The 19,051-nt window shown below is 67.7% G+C and carries 20 protein-coding genes and 1 other RNA gene; 4 read left to right on the top strand and 17 right to left on the bottom strand.

What is annotated here, in order from left to right:
• Window positions 1-266 precede the first annotated feature (266 nt).
• A complete protein-coding gene (locus MHY20_RS04670; RefSeq protein ID WP_239375277.1) occupies window positions 267-1,724 on the top strand; it encodes an amino acid permease in 1,458 nt (485 codons plus the stop codon).
• A 93-nt stretch (window positions 1,725-1,817) separates the two neighbouring features.
• Here the strand turns inward: MHY20_RS04670 and MHY20_RS04665 are convergent, their stop codons facing one another.
• The 15 genes from MHY20_RS04665 to MHY20_RS04595 form a co-directional block, all read right to left on the bottom strand.
• On the bottom strand, window positions 1,818-2,459 hold the full coding sequence (locus MHY20_RS04665; protein WP_239375233.1) for an S-layer homology domain-containing protein: 642 nt from the start codon (window positions 2,457-2,459) through the stop codon (window positions 1,818-1,820).
• A gap of 29 nt (window positions 2,460-2,488) precedes the next feature.
• Window positions 2,489-3,277 carry a hypothetical protein gene (locus MHY20_RS04660; protein ID WP_239375231.1) on the bottom strand — a complete coding sequence of 263 codons (789 nt, stop codon included), beginning with the start codon at window positions 3,275-3,277 and terminating at the stop codon, window positions 2,489-2,491.
• Window positions 3,278-3,612: 335 nt separating this feature from the next.
• Window positions 3,613-3,985: a transfer-messenger RNA gene (gene ssrA / locus MHY20_RS04655) on the bottom strand.
• A gap of 183 nt (window positions 3,986-4,168) precedes the next feature.
• Window positions 4,169-4,687 (bottom strand): SsrA-binding protein SmpB, encoded by a 519-nt coding sequence (gene smpB, locus MHY20_RS04650; protein ID WP_239375229.1) that lies wholly within the window; start codon window positions 4,685-4,687, stop codon window positions 4,169-4,171.
• A gap of 136 nt (window positions 4,688-4,823) precedes the next feature.
• Window positions 4,824-6,173 carry a M23 family metallopeptidase gene (locus MHY20_RS04645; protein WP_239375227.1) on the bottom strand — a complete coding sequence of 450 codons (1,350 nt, stop codon included), beginning with the start codon at window positions 6,171-6,173 and terminating at the stop codon, window positions 4,824-4,826.
• A 4-nt stretch (window positions 6,174-6,177) separates the two neighbouring features.
• Window positions 6,178-7,095: a permease-like cell division protein FtsX gene (gene ftsX, locus MHY20_RS04640; RefSeq protein ID WP_183373736.1), complete on the bottom strand. Its 918-nt coding sequence runs from the start codon at window positions 7,093-7,095 to the stop codon at window positions 6,178-6,180.
• Window positions 7,092-8,231 carry a cell division ATP-binding protein FtsE gene (ftsE, locus tag MHY20_RS04635; RefSeq protein ID WP_239375225.1) on the bottom strand — a complete coding sequence of 380 codons (1,140 nt, stop codon included), beginning with the start codon at window positions 8,229-8,231 and terminating at the stop codon, window positions 7,092-7,094. Before ftsE ends, ftsX begins: the two co-directional genes overlap by 4 nt.
• 67 nt (window positions 8,232-8,298) lie before the next feature.
• On the bottom strand, window positions 8,299-9,414 hold the full coding sequence (gene prfB, locus MHY20_RS04630; protein WP_239375274.1) for a peptide chain release factor 2: 1,116 nt from the start codon (window positions 9,412-9,414) through the stop codon (window positions 8,299-8,301).
• A gap of 101 nt (window positions 9,415-9,515) precedes the next feature.
• A complete protein-coding gene (locus MHY20_RS04625) occupies window positions 9,516-10,016 on the bottom strand; it encodes a pilus assembly protein TadG-related protein (protein WP_259923363.1) in 501 nt (166 codons plus the stop codon).
• 14 nt (window positions 10,017-10,030) lie between these two features.
• Window positions 10,031-10,498, bottom strand: coding sequence for a hypothetical protein (locus tag MHY20_RS04620; RefSeq protein WP_239375223.1), 468 nt, complete (start codon window positions 10,496-10,498; stop codon window positions 10,031-10,033).
• The gene (locus MHY20_RS04615; protein WP_239375221.1) at window positions 10,495-10,920 is read right to left on the bottom strand and encodes a pilus assembly protein; all 426 of its coding nucleotides are present in this window, start codon (window positions 10,918-10,920) and stop codon (window positions 10,495-10,497) included. The genes MHY20_RS04620 and MHY20_RS04615 overlap by 4 nt, the downstream gene beginning before the upstream one ends.
• Before the next feature lie 5 nt (window positions 10,921-10,925).
• Window positions 10,926-11,141, bottom strand: coding sequence for a hypothetical protein (locus tag MHY20_RS04610; protein ID WP_183375415.1), 216 nt, complete (start codon window positions 11,139-11,141; stop codon window positions 10,926-10,928).
• 55 nt (window positions 11,142-11,196) lie between these two features.
• On the bottom strand, window positions 11,197-12,132 hold the full coding sequence (locus MHY20_RS04605) for a type II secretion system F family protein (RefSeq protein ID WP_183373728.1): 936 nt from the start codon (window positions 12,130-12,132) through the stop codon (window positions 11,197-11,199).
• A complete protein-coding gene (locus tag MHY20_RS04600) occupies window positions 12,129-12,995 on the bottom strand; it encodes a type II secretion system F family protein (protein WP_239375219.1) in 867 nt (288 codons plus the stop codon). The genes MHY20_RS04605 and MHY20_RS04600 overlap by 4 nt, the downstream gene beginning before the upstream one ends.
• A 5-nt stretch (window positions 12,996-13,000) precedes the next feature.
• Window positions 13,001-14,218 (bottom strand): ATPase, T2SS/T4P/T4SS family, encoded by a 1,218-nt coding sequence (locus tag MHY20_RS04595; protein WP_239375217.1) that lies wholly within the window; start codon window positions 14,216-14,218, stop codon window positions 13,001-13,003.
• A gap of 198 nt (window positions 14,219-14,416) precedes the next feature.
• Between MHY20_RS04595 and MHY20_RS04590 the strand changes: the two genes are divergently transcribed.
• Together MHY20_RS04590 and MHY20_RS04585 are read left to right on the top strand one after the other, a co-directional pair.
• Complete coding sequence (locus MHY20_RS04590; protein ID WP_239375214.1) at window positions 14,417-15,553, top strand: YihY/virulence factor BrkB family protein; 1,137 nt, start codon at window positions 14,417-14,419, stop codon at window positions 15,551-15,553.
• A 13-nt stretch (window positions 15,554-15,566) separates the two neighbouring features.
• The gene (locus MHY20_RS04585) at window positions 15,567-16,304 is read left to right on the top strand and encodes an SOS response-associated peptidase (RefSeq protein WP_239375211.1); all 738 of its coding nucleotides are present in this window, start codon (window positions 15,567-15,569) and stop codon (window positions 16,302-16,304) included.
• A 75-nt stretch (window positions 16,305-16,379) separates the two neighbouring features.
• Here MHY20_RS04585 and MHY20_RS04580 read toward each other — a convergent pair whose 3' ends face one another.
• Window positions 16,380-16,838 carry a hypothetical protein gene (locus MHY20_RS04580; protein WP_239375208.1) on the bottom strand — a complete coding sequence of 153 codons (459 nt, stop codon included), beginning with the start codon at window positions 16,836-16,838 and terminating at the stop codon, window positions 16,380-16,382.
• 315 nt (window positions 16,839-17,153) lie between these two features.
• Here MHY20_RS04580 and MHY20_RS04575 point away from each other — a divergent pair, with 315 nt between their 5' ends.
• A complete protein-coding gene (locus tag MHY20_RS04575) occupies window positions 17,154-17,402 on the top strand; it encodes a WhiB family transcriptional regulator (protein WP_183373703.1) in 249 nt (82 codons plus the stop codon).
• Between the two features lie 123 nt (window positions 17,403-17,525).
• On the opposite strand, the gene MHY20_RS04570 is transcribed toward MHY20_RS04575, so the two are convergent.
• A complete protein-coding gene (locus MHY20_RS04570; RefSeq protein WP_183373701.1) occupies window positions 17,526-19,034 on the bottom strand; it encodes a histidine kinase N-terminal domain-containing protein in 1,509 nt (502 codons plus the stop codon).
• Window positions 19,035-19,051 lie beyond the last annotated feature (17 nt).

The raw sequence follows: 19,051 nt of genomic DNA, 5'->3' as shown, positions 1-19,051 counted from the left end.
GCGCTTCCGCATCGCCGGACACCTTCCCCGGCGCTCCATCCGAGTCCCAGCAGAAGTGAGCACCGGGACCGACGCCCCCTGCATTACATTGTTCAACAGTCCATCGACCCCCGACTCTCCGGAAGGTGACATCGATGTCCACCACCCCTCCCCCAGCGGGTGATCCTCAGCCCTCCGCGCCCACAGGCTCCGCCGCGGGCTCGGCTGAAGCCCCCGCCGGCGTGCACATCCCCGACGATGACTTCTTCGCCGCCGAGGACGAAGGCATGCAGAAGGGGCTCTCACCCCGACAGCTGCAGATGATCGCCATCGGCTCCGCGATCGGCACCGGCCTGTTCCTCGGCGCCGGCGGCGGCCTCGCCGCCTCCGGGCCCGCCCTCGCCATCGTGTACGCCGTCTGCGGCTTCATGGGCTACCTGATGCTCCGCTCCCTCGGCGAGCTCGTGGTGCACCGCCCCTCCTCGGGCTCCTTCGTCTCCTACACCCGCCAGTTCTACGGCGAGCGCTCCGCCTTCACCGCCGGTTGGCTGTACTGGTTGAACTGGGCCACCACAGCCGTTGCCGACGCCACCGCCATCGCGCTCTACATCGCATGGTTCGGCCGGTACAGCGAGTTCGTCGCCTCCATCCCGCAGGGTCTCACCGCCCTCGTGGTCCTCGCCATCGTGCTCGCCATGAATCTGGTGAGTGTGAAGGTGTTCGGTGAGCTCGAGTTCTGGTTCGCGTTCATCAAGGTTGCGGCGCTGGTGACGTTCCTCGTGGTCGGCATCCTCTTCCTGATCTTCGGGACGCCGACGGGTTCGGACACCGGCCTCCACCTCATCAGCGAGAACGGGGGCTGGTTCCCGTTCGGCGCCGTTCCCGCGCTCCTGGCGATCCAGGGCACCGTGTTCGCCTACGCCGGCATCGAGCTGGTGGGCACCACCTCCGGTGAGACCCAGGACGCCAAGACCGTGATCCCGAAGGCGGTCAACACGGTGCTGCTGCGCATCGCCCTGTTCTACGTGGGCTCGATCGTGCTGCTGGTGCTGCTGCTGCCGGCCAGCGCCTACTCCGAGAGCGAGTCGCCGTTCGTGACGTTCTTCGACTCCATCGGCATCACCTGGACCGCTCCGGTCATGCAGCTGGTGGTCATCACCGCGGCTGCGTCGTCGCTGAACGCGGGCCTGTACTCCACCGGCCGCATCGTCCACTCCATGGCCATGGCCGGCTCCGCCCCCGAATGGGCGGGCCGCCTCAACAAGCACGGCGTGCCCGTGGGCGGCATCTGGCTGACCTCCATCGTGGGTGTGCTCGGCGTGGGGCTGAACTTCATCGTCCCCGAGGACGCGTTCACGATCGTGCTGAACATCGCCGCATTCGGCACCATGGCGGCGTGGGCCGCGATCTGCCTGTCGCACATGAAGTTCGTGCACCTGGCGAAGAAGGGCGTGTACTCACGCCCGAAGTACCGGGCACCCCTTGCACCGGTCAACGACATCGTGGTGCTCGCGTTCCTGGCGATCGTGGTCGTGATGATGGCGTTCGACTACCCCGTCGGCACGTACACCCTGGCGTTCCTTCTGCTGCTCGTTCCCGTGCTGATCGGCGGCTGGTTCCTGGTGCGCAAGCGCGTCATGGCGATCGCGGCGGAGCGCCAGGGCTACACCGGCGAGCACCCGGTCCTGGCGGCCTCGCAGTACGTCGAGGAGCGCGGCCGCGGCTCTCACCGCTACGACGGCTGACACCCGCCCAGCCCCGCCCATACACATCACACCGCCCCGAGCAACCGGCTCAGACCGGAGGTTCGGGGCGGTTCTGCGTCTGCGGTCTGAGGGTCAGCGGGCGCGGTCGGCGAGGAGGGCGGCGCCGCGGATGAAGACCGCCATCTCCTGCCTCAGCAGGTCACCATCGGGGCGGAACGTCGCGTCCGGGAACCCGGCGGTGATTCCACTGGCACGGATCCAGCGGATCTGTGCTGCCGCTGGATGGTCAGCAGCGACGTCGGCGAAGAGGTCCGCTGCCTCCGGGTCGATGCGCAGACCGTGGCGGCGCAGGCGCGCCTCCAGCAGACCATGCAGGTAGTCGGCCAGCAGGCCACGGGTGGCGACGGCGTTCGGCTGGAACTCGCCCTCAGCGCTCCCCCACTCGAGCCCCTGCGCCTGCAGCCATTCGATCTCTGCACGGTTCTGCGCATCAGCGGGAACATCCGTGAAGACGCCGCGGGCCCCGACCGTGGCCGGCGACCCCGCGAACCGGTACAGCGCAGCCGCGAGCTCATGCCGCAGAACCGGTGTCTCCGGCTGGAACTCGTGCTTCCCTGCACCCGGGTCAATGCCCGTGGAGGTGATCCATTCGATGTCCGCGCGGAAGGGCGATTCGGAGACGTCAGTGAATCTCTGGGCGACGGTGGCGCCCGTTCCCGTCAGCAGGGCAAGGCCGCCGATCGACCCGGCGGCGACGAGGACCCGGCGGCGCACGCGGCCCGAGGGTGTGGGAGACGGCCTCATCAGATCCACCCCAGCTGCTTCATCCGCTCCAGCAGCGCCCACACGACGACCTGGTTGCCGCGCGCGTTCAGGTGGATTCCATCGGGTGCCACCACCGACTCCGGGATGCGACCCCGCGTCGCGGTGAAGGCGAGCGCGCGCACCGGTGGGCTCTGCAGACCCCACGAGGTGGACAGAAGTTCCTGCACATCGAGGAAGCGATCGCCGTAGCGGGCGCGCTGGTGATCGTTGACCCGGGCGACCGCGCGAGCGATCCGGGTGCTGTCCAGTGGAGTGACCCACTGTCCGAGGATGAAGCACCGCTCCGCCGCACCGGTGAAGTCGACCATTGCATCGGTATCGCTGATGGTCAGGGCGCCTTCCTGTTCACCGATGTTGTTCTTTCCGCACCAGAAGAGATGGTGGGCGCCCTTCAGGTCTGAGGTGAAGGCGGAGACGAAGGGGCCGTCCTCGGTGAGGGTCGACCCGTCGGCCGGTGTCCAGGTGAAGTGCGTGTCCGCACCGGCGAGGACGCCGGGCACACCGTTGATGCTGCCGGCGCAGGAGAAGCCGCGCCAGGAGTTCATGTGATGGTCCACCCCGGAGACGGGCGCGGTGCCGGGGGTGGCGGCGCGACCGCCGGGGAACGCGACGGTCGGGGCGTCGAGCCCGATCTGGACACGGTTGTGGAAGCTCTGGGTGCCGCCCTGCGCGGTGGGGATGACCTCGCCCGGGCTGAGGACTGCGCGGAGGTGCTCGTGCGGACGGCTCGGGCTCGGCGCACCGTGGTCGCCGCCCTCGCCGGACATGGAGCTGGAGCCCCAGGTGAAGAGCCGAGCAACGGTGGGCGTGAGCAGAAACCTGGTACCAGCCGTCCCTGTCTCCACTCGTCACCCCCTGTCACGGTCCCACGGGCTCTTTGCGAGCGCACAAGCTGAAGAATACCTGCCCTTTGCCTCGGCGTGCGACCCGGATTCCGACCTCCGCATGGGAGATCTGAGCCACACGTCAGCGGCGGACATGCACGCGCCGACCGTGCTGTTCACCGTCTTGGGCACAGAAAAGAGCCCTGGACATCAGTCCAGGGCTCTTCGTTGATCAGCTGCTGGCGCGTCACTCCCGTGATGAGCGGGGCGCTGCTGAATGGTGGAGCCGGCGGGAATCGAACCCGCGTCCGATAGTGCGAAGCCAGGGCTTCTCCGGGCGCAGTCTGCGAAAGGCGTTTTCTCAGTTCCGGCGCTCACACAGACATGTCGCCGACGAACTCAGTCATTCTGAAGTGTTCACCCCGTGCCGATGACAAGCACGGGAAGCAGTGGCTCGCTCAATGATGGACAGGTCAGGTCGCGAGCAGCCCCTGACGGTCCAGACTGCTACTCGCTGATCAGGCAGCGAGAGCGAAGTCAGTGCGCTTAGGTTCGGCACTTATTGGTTTCCACAGATCGTTAACGAGATGACTGTGGCTCCTCGGCCCGCTTCCCCTCGCTGGACATCTACCGTCGAAACCGATCGGCCCCGTGCAAGGAATGCGGTATGGATCGCACACCCTATGAACTTGTCAAACAAGCCGCGGACTCCTCGTCCGTGGAGAACCAGCCTACCACCGGCCGGGAGGACCGGCCAGGCATTATTCGCCACAGGCGAACTGCGGCGCCCGTCGGCCTCCCGCCGCGGTTTCCGGTGGCGGCAGCGCCGATATCTCAGCCGCCGAGCTTCTCCCGATGACGCATCGCGCGCTGCGCTTCGCGGTTGTCCTGCTTCTCCCGCAGGGTCTGCCGCTTGTCCCATTCCTTCTTGCCGCGCGCCAGCGCCACCTTCACCTTGGCGTGCGAGCCGAGGAAGTACAGCTCCAGGGGAACGATCGTGCGCCCCTTCTCGCGGGTCTTGCCCATGAGCTTGAGGATCTCCGACTTGTGCATGAGCAGCTTGCGCTTGCGGCGCGCTGCGTGGTTGGTCCACGTGCCCTTCACGTACGGGGCGATGTGGACGTGCTCCATCCACATCTCGCCGCCATCGATGTAGCAGAACCCGTCGACCAGGGAGGCTCCGCGGTCGCGCAGGGACTTCACTTCGGTGCCGGTCAGCACGATGCCCGCTTCCCACGTCGCATCGATGTGGTAGTCGTGCAGGGCCCGCTTGTTGGAGGAGATCAGCACCTTCTTGCGCTCGGGGGCGTCGCCCCCGGGGCGCTTGCCGGACTTCGAGGCCTTCGTGCTCACGATGCTCACTCCTGTTCGAAACGATGGGGCCCGACGGATGCGGGCCCCACATTGTTGCACGCACCGCAGCGGTGGTGCGAAGGATTTTCGCGTGCGGCTCAACCCAGCCTGCGTGCCGGCGGCGCAGCCGACGGGATCAGCCGATGAACCTGAGGGGGTCCACGGGTGTGCCGTCGAGACGGGTTTCGAAGTGCAGGTGCGGGCCGGTGGAGTTGCCGGTGTTGCCGGACAGCGCCACCAGCTGGCCCTTCTTGACAGTCTGCCCTGGGGAGACGCGGAAGGCTGACAAGTGCAGGTAGCGGGTCACGAGCAGCTGCCCGTTGTACAGGCCGTGGCTGATCTCCAGCACGTTGCCGCCACCGCCGCTGAAGCCGGTGCGCAGCACCTTGCCGTCGGCCATGGCGCGCACGGGGCTGCCGCTCGGGAGGCCCCAGTCCTGGCCGGCGTGCAGCTTGCGGGTGTGGAAGATCGGGTGGACGCGGTAGCCGAACTTCGAGGTCATGACGCCGTCGGACGGCTTCATGAACTGTCCGCTGGTGGTGACGGTGTCCGTGTAGGTGGAGGACAGGGTGTCCTTCTCCCCCGCGCCGCGGCGGCGCGAAGCCTCACGGCGAGCAGCGGCGAGCTGCTCCTCACGCTCCTTCTTCTCCAGGCGCTCCAGCTCCGCATTCAGCTGCTCCGACTGCTTGTTCAGCTCCCGCTCGCGCTTCTTGAAGCGGTTCTTCTCCGTCTCCAGAGTCTGCTTCTGCTTGTTCTGCTGGGAGTAGAGCTCGTCCAGTCCCTTCTTGGCGCTGGCCGCATCGGACTCCGCCTTCTTGCGCGCCTTGACCGCGGCGGCGGACTTCTTCTTCAGATCCGCGATCTCGGTGCGGACAGCACTGAGGCGGTCAGCGGCATTGACGTTCTGGGCCTGGTCGGTGCGCTTGCCGACCAGTTCGCGGCCCTGCGACTGCAGGGTCAGCTTGTAGTTCATGGAACGGTCGACGGTGTTCTGCGGATCACCGGAGCCCACGAACACGGACGCGGCGCTCGGCATCCCCGAGCCCTTGTAGGCGTCCAGGGACAGTTCGGCCATTTCGGCGTCTCCGGCGGCGATCTCCTCCTTGCCGGAGGCGACCTTCTTCTGCAGCTCCTTCTCCTCCTTCTGCGCGGCGGCGAGGCGCGAGGCGAGCGCGTCGTCCTCCTTCTGCGCCTGCGCGAGGGCGGTCCGGGCGTCGTCCAGGCGGGACTGCGCCTCGGGGATCTGCAGCTCCGTCTGCGCGAGTTCGAGGTAGGTGTCGGCGAGCTGCTGATCCACGCCGTCGAGGTCTTGGCGCATGCGGGCGAGTTCGGAGTCGACGCTCTCCTTCTCCCGCTGCTTGTCCTTCTTGCCGTTGTCGGCGTAGGAGACGGGCGAGGTGGACAGCAGCACCGTGCCCAGTCCGCACACGAGGGCGGAACCGGTGACGGAGCGGAGCAGGGTTCGACGGGACGGCAGACCGGTCATGCGATCACACCTTCAGGTAGCGGTTGAGCGAGACCACGGAGGACCCGATGGCCATGAGTGCGCCGAGCAGGATCAGGATGGGCGCGATCCAGATGATGTCGCCGCTGCCGATCTGCACGATGGAGTCGCCGAGGGTGGAGCGCAGCCACCCGTCGACCAGGAAGTTGAAGCCGAGCGCAAGGATGCCGCTGGCGAGGATGCCGCCGATGATGGCGGCGACCGCGCCCTCGAGCAGGAAGGGCAGGCGGATGAACAGGTTGGAGGCACCCACCAGGCGCATGATTGCGATCTCGCGGCGACGGTTCACCACGGACATGCGGATCGTGGTGGCGATGAGCAGGACCGCGGCGATCAGCATGATGACCGCCAGGCCGACCGCGAGCAGGGTGGACTGGTTGAGGGCGTTGATGAACGGTTCGTACACCGCGAGGAGGTCGGACACTTCGTCCACTCCGGTCCGGCCCTGGAAGAAGTCCACGACCGCCTGGGAGCGCTGGGAGTCCTTCAGGGTGATGTGGAAGCTCACCGGCATGTCCTTCTCGGTGAAGTCCTGGGCGAACGCTTCACCGCTGAACTGCTCCTGGTAGATCGCGAGCGCTTCCTTGGGGCTGCGCTCCTTCACGCTGGCGATGTACGGGGAGAGGACGTCGCCGCTGAGGGCGTCACGGGTCTCTTTCAGCTGCGCGTCGGTGGCGGCGCCGCCGGAGCAGGAGGCGGTGGTGGAGTGCGGGGAGCACATGTAGATGGTGATCTGGGAGTTCTGCACCAGGGTCTGGCGCATCTCCATGATCTGCTTCTGCATGGCGATGCCGGCGCCCACGAAGGACAGGGACACGGCGGTCACGATGATCACGGAGATGACCATTGCGATGTTCCGCCACAGTCCGATGAAGCTCTCGGAGAGGACGTAGCGTGCTCTCATCGGGCGCCCTCCTCGCTGCTGTGGACGGGCTCGTCGAAGCCGGCTTCGCCGTAGCCGTCGTCATCGAACGCGGTGTCGACGTCGCCGATCTTCTCCTCCTCGGGGAAGTAGTCCTCGAGGTCGGGGGCGGGCGCTGCTGTGGATCCCGTCGGCCCGCCGTCGCGCAGATCGGGGCCGACGGGCGCGTCGTCCTCATCGCGGGTCAGCAACGGATCGTCCGGGTGCCCCGACTCGTCGGCGCGGGTCTGGGTGACGGGGCGGGACCCGTCGGCCTCCTCCGCCGCGCCGGAACCTGCGGTGCGGGCGGGCTCGGACATGCTCCCGGTGGGGGTGTCCTGGTCAGCGTCGCGGCCGAGGGCTTCCCGGGCGGCTGCTTCGCGCGCAGCCGCGGTGGCGGCGCGGTCACGGTCCGCCTGCGTGCCGACGGGTTCGCCGAGCTCGTTGAGCGGCATGCTCGAGGTGTAGCCGCCGCCGACCTCATCGCGGACCACGACTCCCCCGACGAGCTCCACCACGCGGCGCTTCATGCGGTCCACCGCCGAGCGGTCGTGCGTGGCCATGAGCACGGTGGTGCCGTTGTCGTTGATCTCGGTGAGCAGCTCCATGATGCCTTCGGCGGTCTGCGGGTCGAGGTTGCCGGTGGGCTCATCGGCCAGCAGGATGCGGGGGCGGTTCACGTAGGCGCGGGCGATGGCGACGCGCTGCTGCTCACCACCGGAGAGCTCATGGGGCATGCGGTGGCCCTTGTCCTCCAAGCCCACCATCTCCAGCATCTCCGGCACGAGACGGCGGGACGCGGAGCGGGGCGTGCCGATCACGTGCAGCGCGAACTCGATGTTCTGGTACGCGGTCTTCGTGGGCAGCAGGCGGAAGTCCTGGAACACCATGCCGATGTCGCGGCGCAGCTTCGGCACCTTCCACGACGGGATCCTCGACAGGTCCTTGCCGGCCACGAAGATGCTGCCGGACGACGGGGTCGTCTCCTTCAGGATGAGGCGCATCATCGTGGACTTGCCGGAGCCGGAGGCGCCCACCAGGAACGCGAACTCGCCGCGCTCGAACTCAATGGTGAGTCGATCGAGCGCGGGCTCTGCGGTTCTCTGGTACGCCTTGGTGACGTCGTCGAAGCGGATCACGCGTGTCCTTCTGTTGCTGCGGAGGTGTCAGTGGGTCGGGTCACGGGTCCACCGGGGCTGGGCCCGGTCAGTCCTCGCTGGTGCCCTGGCCGACTCGCCAGCGGATTCCTGCTTCGAGGAAGCCGTCGATCTCGCCGTCGAACACGGACTGCGGGTTGCCCTCGGAGTACTCGGTGCGCAGGTCCTTCACCATCTGGTACGGGTTCAGCACGTAGGAGCGCATCTGGTCGCCCCAGCTCGCCTTCACATCACCGGCCAGCTCCTTGCGCTTGGCGTCCTCCTCCTGCTTCTTCACCAGCAGCAGGCGCGACTGCATGACGCGCAGGGCGGCCGCACGGTTCTGGATCTGCGACTTCTCATCCTGCATCGACACCACGATGCCGGTGGGGATGTGGGTCATGCGGACTGCGGAGTCCGTGGTGTTGACGCTCTGCCCACCGGGTCCGGAGGAGCGGAACACGTCCACCTTCAGCTCGTTCTCGGGGATCTCGATGGAGTCGGTGGACTCGATCAGCGGGATCACCTCGACCGCGGCGAAGGAGGTCTGGCGGCGGCCCTGGTTGTCGAACGGAGAGATGCGCACCAGGCGGTGCGTGCCGCCCTCCACCGACAGGGTGCCGTAGGCGTACGGGGCGTCCACTTCGAAGGTCACGGACTTCAGCCCGGCCTCTTCGGCGTAGGACGTGTCCATCACCTTGGTGGGGTAGCCGCGGTGCTCTGCCCAGCGCAGGTACATGCGCATGAGGATCTCCGCGAAGTCAGCGGCGTCCACACCACCGGCCCCGGCGCGGATGGTGATGACGGCGGAGCGCTCGTCGTACTCACCGGAGAGGAGGGTGCGCACTTCAAGCTCTTCAAGGGTCTTGCGGATGGAGGTGAGCTCCTTCTCCGCCTCGTGGCGCGCGTCCGAGTCGTTCTCCTCCTCGGCGAGCTCCACCATGATCTCGAGGTCGTCGATGCGGGACTCGAGGTCGTTGATGCGGCGGAACTCAGCCTGCGCGTGCGACATCTGCGACGTCACCTTCTGGGCGGACTCGGGGTCATCCCACAGGTCAGGCGCTGCGGCCTGCTCCTCGAGGACCGCGATCCGCTTCTTCAGCGCGTCCATATCGGTGACCTTCTCGATCGAGGTCAGCGTGGCGCGCAGGGCAGGGATTTCGGCAGAAAAGTCAACACTCACGATTTCCATCCTAGATCAGGCAGTCCCATCGGTCAGCGAAGGGGACGGTGAGTCTGGACGCACTCCCCCACCCGGTCAGCCAACACCGCGGCAGGGCGACCAGGTCAGAACGAATGCGCTTCGGACTCCACGCGCAGAGTCACCGGCGCATCGAGGCCGCGCGAGATCCACCCCACCAGCGGCGGGTAGGTCTCGGCGACCATACGCACCGTGACGTCACCGCTGGGATGCACCTCAACCGACTCCACCTCGACTCTGCCGAGACTCCCGCCACCGGCCGGATAGGACGCCAAGTAGTCCTCCACGGCCTGCTCCGCACTGTCCTGCGAGATCAGCTTCGACCTGGTCTGCCCCGGAGCGCGATAGCCCGCGTTGAATGCCTCCACCGCATCCTCATCCACAGCCGCGGCCGCCGACAGCGCAGCACCGTCAGCCATGGCCTGCACCCGATTGCGGTCCAGCTCCACGCCTGTGATCGCGGCACCGAACGCAATGACCATCAGGACGATGACCATCACCCCGATCGTGAGGACCGACGTATTCCCCCGTTCTTCCCGGAGCGCGGCGACCAGACGTGTTCGTGACGTCCAGCGGGGCCGGATCATCCGACTGGGCCGGGTCATCCGCGGTCCTCCCTGTGCTCATCGACAACGAGGGAATGCTCAGCGGAGACCGTGACCGGCCCGCCGTTCAGTCCGAGGTGACCGAGTCCGGGAAGCGGTACGGGGATCTCAACCCGCGTGGTCACGGTCGTTCCCGGGGCGGAGCACCGCGGGGACGAACAGTCGACCGTGACGGCATCCCGCGTGAGCTCGACCCCGTAGTCCTCACGGGCCGACTGAACGATCAGCGCCACTGCGCGATCTGCAGCTTCAGGATCTTCGTGCCCGGTGATGGACCGGGTGGTGTGGACCGCCGTGCTTGTGGCCGCGAACGATGCGTTCTGCATCGCCCCGAGCCACAGGATCAGATAGGCCAGCGGGATCAGGAGAATGACGGCCGCACCGATGAACTCAACGGCTGCAGATCCTCGCTCGCTGCGCAGTCGTCGGCCGATGGGCGCTGCCGCGCGCACCGCCCGCTTCACAGCGAGTCCTCGTCCACCGCGTGACCCTCCACGACCAGTCCCCCGCGCGGCCCGATGAAGCCCACGAGCGGCAGGTCCGCCCGGACCCGAACCGTGATCATCCCATCGGCCGTGCGGTCAGCGCTGACTTCGGGGTCGACCAGGGAATGGAAGCGTCGATCAGCGATCGCATAGGTGCGGTTCGTGCCGTCCTCCACGCCGTTGCCGTACAGGCTTGCGTGGTGGGCGCCCTGGACCGCTGCATCGATCAGACCATTGCGGACGTAGACGAACAGGGCCAGCTGCGTCAGCGTCAGGGTCAGGCCCACGACCAGCACCATCACCAGCGGAAACTCGGCGATGATGCTGCCGCGCTCCTCCCGCAGGCGGGAGGGCAGCCGCGCAGAGAACCGTGGCAGCGGTCGCAGCAGAGGGCGGGGCATGAGGATCAGCCGAACTGGGCGATCGCCTGGTTGAACAGCCCGATCAGGGCGTCACTCGCAACTGCCCATAGGGCAACAACAATGCCTGCGGTCATAAGAGTGATGAGGACCCAGCCGGGCACGTCACCACGGTCGCTGCGCAGCGCTTCTGCGACGCGACCGGCGAGGCGCCGCAGACGCTCCGGTCGGCGGGTCTGAGCAGTGATGCGGGTGTCCTTCATGGGATTGACTCCTTAGTTCGTTTGAGTGATTGAGGACGGAGGGGACCGGTTCAGGTCACAGGGAAATGGAAAGGACGGACAGGCCGGGGAAGATGGCGAACACGATGACCATCGGCATCAGCAGGAACACAACGGGAATCAGCATCCAGATCTCGCGCTTGCCCGCTGTCTCCATCAGGTCGCGGCGTCCGGCGTCGCGGGCGTCCTGCGCCTGAGCGCGCAGCACATCCGCCAGCGGCGTACCGCGTTCGATCGCAACGGTGACGCCGTCGGTGAACCGGGTGATGGTCTCCAAGGAGGTGCGCCGCCCCAGCTGTCGGAACGCGTCCTCCACTGTCGCGCCGGCGCGGATATCCGCCACGGTCCGGCCGAGCTCGTGCGCGAGCGGCCCGGTCGTTGTTCGACTGACCCGTTCCATAGCTGCGACCGTGCCCTCACCGGCAGCGACCGCGAGCGCGAGCAGGTCCGCGACCGTGGGGAACTCCCGGGCGAGCTGCTCGGATCGCCTCTGGATCTGCATGGACAGCCATTTGTCGCGGGCGAGGGCACCGAGGACGGTCATCACGAGCACGAGGATCAGCATCGGGACAGCACCCGCGTCACGCAGGGTGATGAGCAGGATCGCCGAGATCAGCGCCACCGTGAATGCGGCGACCGCCCACAGTGCCTGTTCGGCGCGGAAGGCGTCGGCGGAGTCCTCGCGGCCCGCCAGGCGGAGCCGACGGGTGATCTCCTCCTCCGAACCGAACCAGCGGGCTGTGAGCCGCGCCGCCGACCGGACCGGCGGCAGGATGTTGCGGCGCAGGAACGGGTGGGAGGACAGGGCGTGCTCGTAGGCGGCGAAGCCTCCGCGGCGCTGACTGCGGCGAACGTACGGGTCGATGCGACGGTGCACCGCGCGCGGCCGTGTCCACGGATTGTGCAGGAGCACGAGCACGCTGCCCACCCCGAAGGCTGCACCGATGACCGCGCCGAGGACCGCGGGGCTCATGCGAGCGTCCTCTGGTCGTGCGGGAGGCGTCCGATGCGGACCATCAGGCGATAGGCAGCAATGCTGACCACCGCTCCCCCGGCGATCAGTGCCGCCCCGGCCGGAGTGTCGTACGCCTCGGCGGCTTCGGGGCGCATCACCATCATGGCGAGGACCGCCCACGGCGCCACGAGAGCGAGCCGAGCACCGTTCACGGTCCAACTCTGTCGGGCTTCGAGTTCGGAGCGGACTCGGGCGTCATCACGGAGGAACTGGGCGAGTGTGCGCAGCAGCGCGCCGAGGTCCGTGCCGCCCACATCCCGCGTGATCCGCAGGGCCTCCACAATGCGGTCACCGACGGGGTCGGCGAGGCGCATCTTCAACCGGTCCAGGCAGTGCCCGAAGTCACCAGTCGCCTGATAGTCGCGGGCGAAGTCGGAGAAGCTGTCGCGCAACGGCTCCGGGCCGTGCTCGGCGAGCTGTGCCAGCGCCTCCGGCAGCGACATTCCCGCCCGGACAGCGGAGTTCACGTGCTCGATCAGATCCGGCCACACGTCCTTCAAGGAGTCCCGCCGCTTCTGCGCCAGCATCCGCACGATCGCGATGGGTGCGGTGAGGGCGAGCGCGCCAGCGGCGATGCTCGGCACCATGGCAGTGGTCGCTCCGAGAGCGATGAGGAAGACGAGGCCGGCGAGCAGGACCGACACCGCCGCGAGGTGGATCGGCTCCACTCGCAGCAGGCCGATCCGCGTCAGGTCGTCGCTGAGGCGCTGCGCCGCGCGGCTGCGGGCGCGCCGCTTGGGGCTGCGCTCGTCCTCCCATGCGGACATGAAGATCAGCAGCGCCCCCATGCCGAGCACTGCTCCGAGGATGATTCCCTTCACTGCCATCAGGCGGCCCCCAGCAGTTCGCCGAGGTCATGCCCCGCTCGTGCGAAGCGGTCCCGGTGAGGCGGGAACCCGTCGGCCCGGATCAGCCGACCAGCGCGGGTCTCGAAGATCTTCTCGATCTCCACTACGCCCTCCTCCACGCGTCCCGGCACGGCCGCGATCTCACGGATGCGGCGGCGCCCGTCGGGCATCAGGTCCTGGTGAACCACCAGGTCGATGGCGGATGCAACGGTGGGGATCACGAAGCCGCCCGCAACGTTCTCCCCAGCCAGCAGAGGCAGCGTGCAGAGCTTTCCGATCGCGTCGCGAGCCGAGTTGGCGTGGATGCTGGCCATGCCGGGCAGGCCGGAGTTGAGGGCGATGAGCATGTCCAGCGATTCCGCTTCGCGCACTTCGCCGACGATGATGCGGTCCGGCCTCATCCGCAGGGTCTCCTTCACAAGGCGGCGCATGCTGATCTCGCCCGTGCCCTCCAGGCTCGCCTGACGGGTCTGCATCGCCACCACATCGCGCACCCGGATGTCGAGCTCGAAGACCTCTTCGATGGTGATGACGCGCTCGCGGGGACGGACGGCTGCTCCCAGACAGTTCAACGTGGTGGTCTTGCCTGCGCTGGTGCTGCCGGAGACGAGGATGTTCAGGCCGGCTTTGACAGCGGCGTCGAGGAACCGGGCCGCCTGGTCCGTGAGAGTGCCGAGCTGAACGAGATCGCTGAGGCTGTGCGCACGGGCGATGAACTTTCGGATGTTGACGCTGATGTGCTGCCGGGTGACGTGCGGGATGACGGCATGGAGGCGGGATCCGTCCGGCAGGAGGGCGTCCACGAACGGGGTGGAGAGGTCGATGCGGCGACCTGAGGAGGCGAGCATGCGCTCCACCAGGCCGCGGACCTGGGAGTCGGACAGCACCAACGGGGTCAGTTCGGCGACGCCGAGGCGGCTGACGAACACCTCCGTTGGGGAGTTGATCCAGATCTCTTCGACGGTGGGGTCGTCGAGGAACGGCTGGAGGGGGCCGAAGCCGCCGATGCGGGCCGCGACATCGGAGACGACCGATTCGGGATCGCGCACGGTCGGCACTTCCCCGCGGGCTGCGCGGGCTTCGTAGTCCGCGAACACTTCGCGGATCAGGGCTTCGAGGGCGTCCGATCCGGTCTCGATCCCCCGCATGCGGATGCTGTCGCGTGATTCCGCTTCGATGATGGCAACGGCGTCCACAGGCCACTCCTCGTTGAATCGACTGTGATCCACATAACCAGACTGCGCGAAGGATCGGGCAGGATTCGGACTTCTTGTGGATAACGTTTCGGGCATGAAGATCACGGAATGATCACGACAGGCCGCCCGCGCTCCAGGGCCGACGGGCTCCGAATCGCTACGATGATCTGGATCGACACCACAATGGAGGCATCCCCCATGGCCAAGAACTCCGCCGCTGAGGACGGGAAGAAGGTCCGCCTGTCCTCGTCCGAATGGAAGTACGCAGCCAAGCGCACTCTTCCCGAATTCACCCGAACCGGCGGCACCGACCTCGCCGCTTCCCTCACCTACTACACGGTCCTCGCCATCGCGCCGGCGCTCGTGGCCGTGTTCTCGCTGACCGCTCTCCTGCTCAAGGGCTACAAGGAGGAGGTCGCCAAGGCCATCAAGGACATGATCATGACCTCCGGTGTGGGCTCCGGCACGGAGGTGGGGCCGGCGATCGACTCCACTCTCGACAGCCTGATGTCCTCCAGCTCCGGAGGCACGGTCGCTCTGATCCTCGGCATCCTGATCGCGCTCTGGTCCGCCTCGGCGTTCGTCAAGGCGTTCTCACGCGTCTCCAACGACATCTACAACGTGGAGGAGACCCGCGGCTTCGTGAAGCTCGCCGGGTCCATGTACCTCGTCACCGTGGTCGTCGTGGTCGGCGCCCTGGTCGCGCTCGCCTCCCTGCTGCTCAGCCAGGGCCTGATCGACTCCCTCCTCGGACCGATCTTCAAGGCGATCGGCATGACCGACACCTTCACCTTCCTGTCCGGCACCTTCATGCCGATCTGGGCGTGGGTGAAGTGGCCGGTCATCCTGGTGCTGCTGTTCGCCATCGTGTCGCTGCTGTACTGGGCCGCTCCGAACCTGAAGCGCCCCTACCGCCCCGTCTCCCCCGGCGGCATCTTCGCCATCATCGGCATCGCCCTGGCCGTGGTCGCCCTGTCCATCTACATGGCCACCGCCGGCAGCTACTCCAGCTACGGCGCCATCGGTGGTGTCATGGCTGTGCTGTTCGCGCTCTGGGTGATCAACATTGTGCTGATCCTCGGCGCCGTGTTCGATGCGGAGTACGAGCGCGCGAAGGAGCTCGCTGCCGGTCACGCCGCTGAGGACGACTTCCCGCTGGAGAAGCGCGGCGAGGACACCCCGACCAAGGCGGACAAGAAGCACGAGAAGCTCGTGGACGAAGCCCGCGACCTGCGCCTGGAGAACATGCGCAACGCCCCGGAGACCAGCAAGGGCGGTCGCTTCCCCGGTCACCAGGTGACCGAGGGCTCCACCGCCGCCGAACCGGAGAACTGAGGAGACCGGCGCCGTGTGCGGACGCTTCGCCTTCCATCAGGAGATCGACGCCCTCGTCGATGACCTCGATGCAGTGGACCTGACCGACGGGGCCCTCACCTCCCGGTTCAACATCCCGCCCACGGCGCCGATCCACATCGTCACCGAATCCGTCGACCGCGACACCGGCGAACTGGTGCGGGCCCTGCGCATTGCACGCTGGGGCCTGCTGCCGCCGTTTGCGAAGGACGAAGCGTTCTCGTCCAAGACGTTCAACGCGCGCGTCGAATCCCTCGCCGACAAGCCCTCGTTCCGCGGCAGTCTGAAGTCGCGGCGGGCGATCATTCCCGTCAGCGGGTACTACGAGTGGACGCCCGTGGAGGGGCAGAAGCGCAAACAGGCGAACATGATCCGCCGCGCCGATCACCGGCCGATGCTGATGGCCGGCCTCGTCGCCTGGTGGAAGGGCGAAGGGAAGAACGAGGGCCCTGCCGCCTACGACGACGGCGAATGGCTGCTGACCGCCACCATCATCACTGCCGAAGCAGAGGGCTCCATGGCCCAGATCCACTCGCGGATCCCCGTCATCCTCACCCGCGACGGTGCGAAGGAATGGCTGAAGCAGGACTCCTTCGAAACCGGGCGCGAAGCCCATGACTGGATCAACACGCAGGCGCCGCGCGTGCCCAACGGCGACCTCGAGGTGTACGCGGTGGACCCGGCGGTGGGGAATGTGCAGGCGCAGGGCCCGCACCTGATGGATCCCGTGTGAGCCCCCAGCACGAGCCCAGAGCCTCAGCCGAAGGGGGGCGACGGAGCCCTCACCCGCCTGGCTGCCGGTGAGCTCTCAGCCGTCCAGGCCCTGGCGGTCCGGACGGCACTGCGGCTTCAGCAGGATTATGAACACGGCGACCGCCAGGACCGTGACCACCACGGCGGGCGCCAGCATCGCCGCCTTGAACATGGACGCACCGATCAGCGCCTGGAACAGCTGCCAGGTGATGCCGTAGGACACGCCGTACCGGCCGCGGCGCAGCAGCGACACCGCCGCCAGGACCAGCAGTGCCGCGAAGACCGTCAGCACCACCGCCAGACCGAACGCCACGGTGGGGATCCCGTCGGCCTCTGTGCGGAGGTTCAAGACCGCGAACACGGCGGTGCCCAGCAGCAGGACCGCCTCCAGCACCAGCAGTGACGCACCGACCACCCGGAGGCGCTCCGGCCGCCCCTCGAGGCCCTGCCCCTCGCTGTCGACAGGAGGACGGGACGCGGACGCGCGGGTGCGGGAGCGATCAGAAGCGGTCATAGGGCCAACTGTATCGCCGGTCCCGTCGGCCTCGGAGCCCACCGGGCCGAGGTGCCCAACCGCGGACGAGGCGGTGTGGGAAGCATTACGGCACCTTCGCGGCACAGACCCTTGTGAGCGGCGCCGGGACGGGGAACAATTGATGCACATCCGCCTGTTTCACCGCGTCACTGCGGAGGAACCGGCAGCGGGATGCTCCCTCGGAGCCCCGCCGCCAGCGGAACCGATGCGAACCAGTAAGCCTGCTCGGCAAAGAATGCCGCAGGGAGCCGCCGCCCGGCGCTTCTCCTGCGGTCTGAGAAAGAGAGAGTGACGATGGACTGGCGCCACCGCGCGGCATGCCTCACCGAGGATCCGGAACTGTTCTTCCCCATTGGAAACACGGGGCCGGCGATCACCCAGATCCAGGAGGCGAAAGCCGTCTGCCAGCGCTGCGAGGTCATGAACGTCTGCCTCAAGTTCGCTCTGGAGACCGGCCAGGACGCCGGCGTCTGGGGCGGCCTGTCGGAGGACGAGCGCCGCTCCCTCAAGCGCCGCAACGCACGCGCCCGTCGCGCGAGCTGACATCCACCAGGCGGCCCGCCGCCTGCAGAGGAGCCCGCTGATCAGCACGATCAGCGGGCTTCTCTGCGTCCGGGGTCAGACCGTCACCGCAGCAGGCGATCACACGGTCACAGAAGCAGCAGATCAGACGATCACGGGATCCAGGTACACCTCGATGGTGGCGCGGGTGCCCGCATCCGGACGGTTCTGCCAGGACAGCACCCCGCCCAGCTCCCCCTCCACGAGGTTCTGGGCGATGGTGGTGCCGAGACCATCTGGCTTGCCGGCCATCCCCGCGCCGTCATCGTCCACATGGATCTTCAGGTGGGAACCGGTGCGCTCCACCACGACCTCCAGGGTGCCGCCGGAGCGGGCGAGACCGTGCTCCACCGCGTTCATCGCCAGTTCCGTCACCACCAGGGCCAGCGGCGTCGCCTCCTCCGCGCGGATCACCCCGACCTTGCCGCGGCGCTCCGTGCGCACAGTGGCGGGACCGTGAGCACCGCCGTCCGCACTGGGCGCTGAGACTGTTGCCGCCGCGGCGTCCACCGCAAGGCGCAGGCATCGGTCGATGATGTCGTCGAAGAACACGGTCTCCTCACTGCCCTGCAGCAGCGACTCGTGCACCAGCGCGATCGTGGAGACGCGGCGCATCGCCTCCAGCAGCGCCTCCTTCGCCTCCTCCGACTTCATGCGACGCGACTGCAGCCGCAGCAGCGCGGCCACAGTCTGCAGGTTGTTCTTCACGCGGTGGTGCACCTCGCGGATCGTGGCATCGCGGGTCATCAGTTCGCGTTCGCGGCGGCGCAGCTCGGTCACATCGCGCACCAGGAGGATCGCCCCGATGCGCGTGTCGCCCTGCTTCAGCGGGACGGCGCGCAGCGAGAGCGTGCTGCCGCGGCCCTGCATATCGGCGCGCCAGGCTGCTCGGCCCATCAGCACGAGGGGCAGCGATTCGTCCACGGCAGCGCGGGAACGCAGCATGTCGGTGGCGTGTTCGGCGAGGGACTCCCCCGTCAGGTCACCGTCGATGCCGAAGCGGTGGAATGCGGACAGCGCGTTCGGGGAGCACCACAGCACCCGTCCAGAGGCGTCGAGGGACACCAGGCCGTCCTGCACGCGCGGCGCGCCGCGGCGAGGCGGCACCGGAGCGCCGAGGATCGGGAAGGACCCCTCACTCAGCATCACCAGCAGGCGCATGCCGAGTCGTCGCATCTCCGCTTCGGTGGTGCCCAGGTGGCCCGTCTGGAACGAGGTGAAGGACTCAACGGACAGCAGGGCGATGATCTCTCCGCCGGTGCAGACGGGGGCGAACATCACCGATGCGGTGCGCTCGTCCCGCTCCACGGTCCACTCCTGGGTGGAGACCGTGGAGCTCTCGAACGCGTCGGCCATCTGGGGCCAGTCCGCAGGGGCGTAGCGGTTGCCGACGGGGTCGTCGTAGTACACGGTGGTGCCGTTGCCGGGCCGCGTGTGACCCACGGCCACCATGGTGTCCTTCCCGCCGATGTCGCGGCGGATCCACAGGACGAGGTCAGCGCCCATGAGGTCGGCGACCACCTGCCAGTCCCCCAGCACGAGCTGCAGCCACTGCGCGCCCGTCTGCTCGGATTCGGAATCGGCGTTGAAGAACTTCGACAGTGCTGTGGGCATGGTCTGAGCCTACCGCC

This window comes from Helcobacillus sp. ACRRO (genome assembly GCF_022347125.1).
Taxonomy (GTDB): Bacteria; Actinomycetota; Actinomycetes; order Actinomycetales; family Dermabacteraceae; genus Helcobacillus; species Helcobacillus massiliensis.
This window is presented reverse-complemented; position numbering and strand designations above follow the sequence as displayed.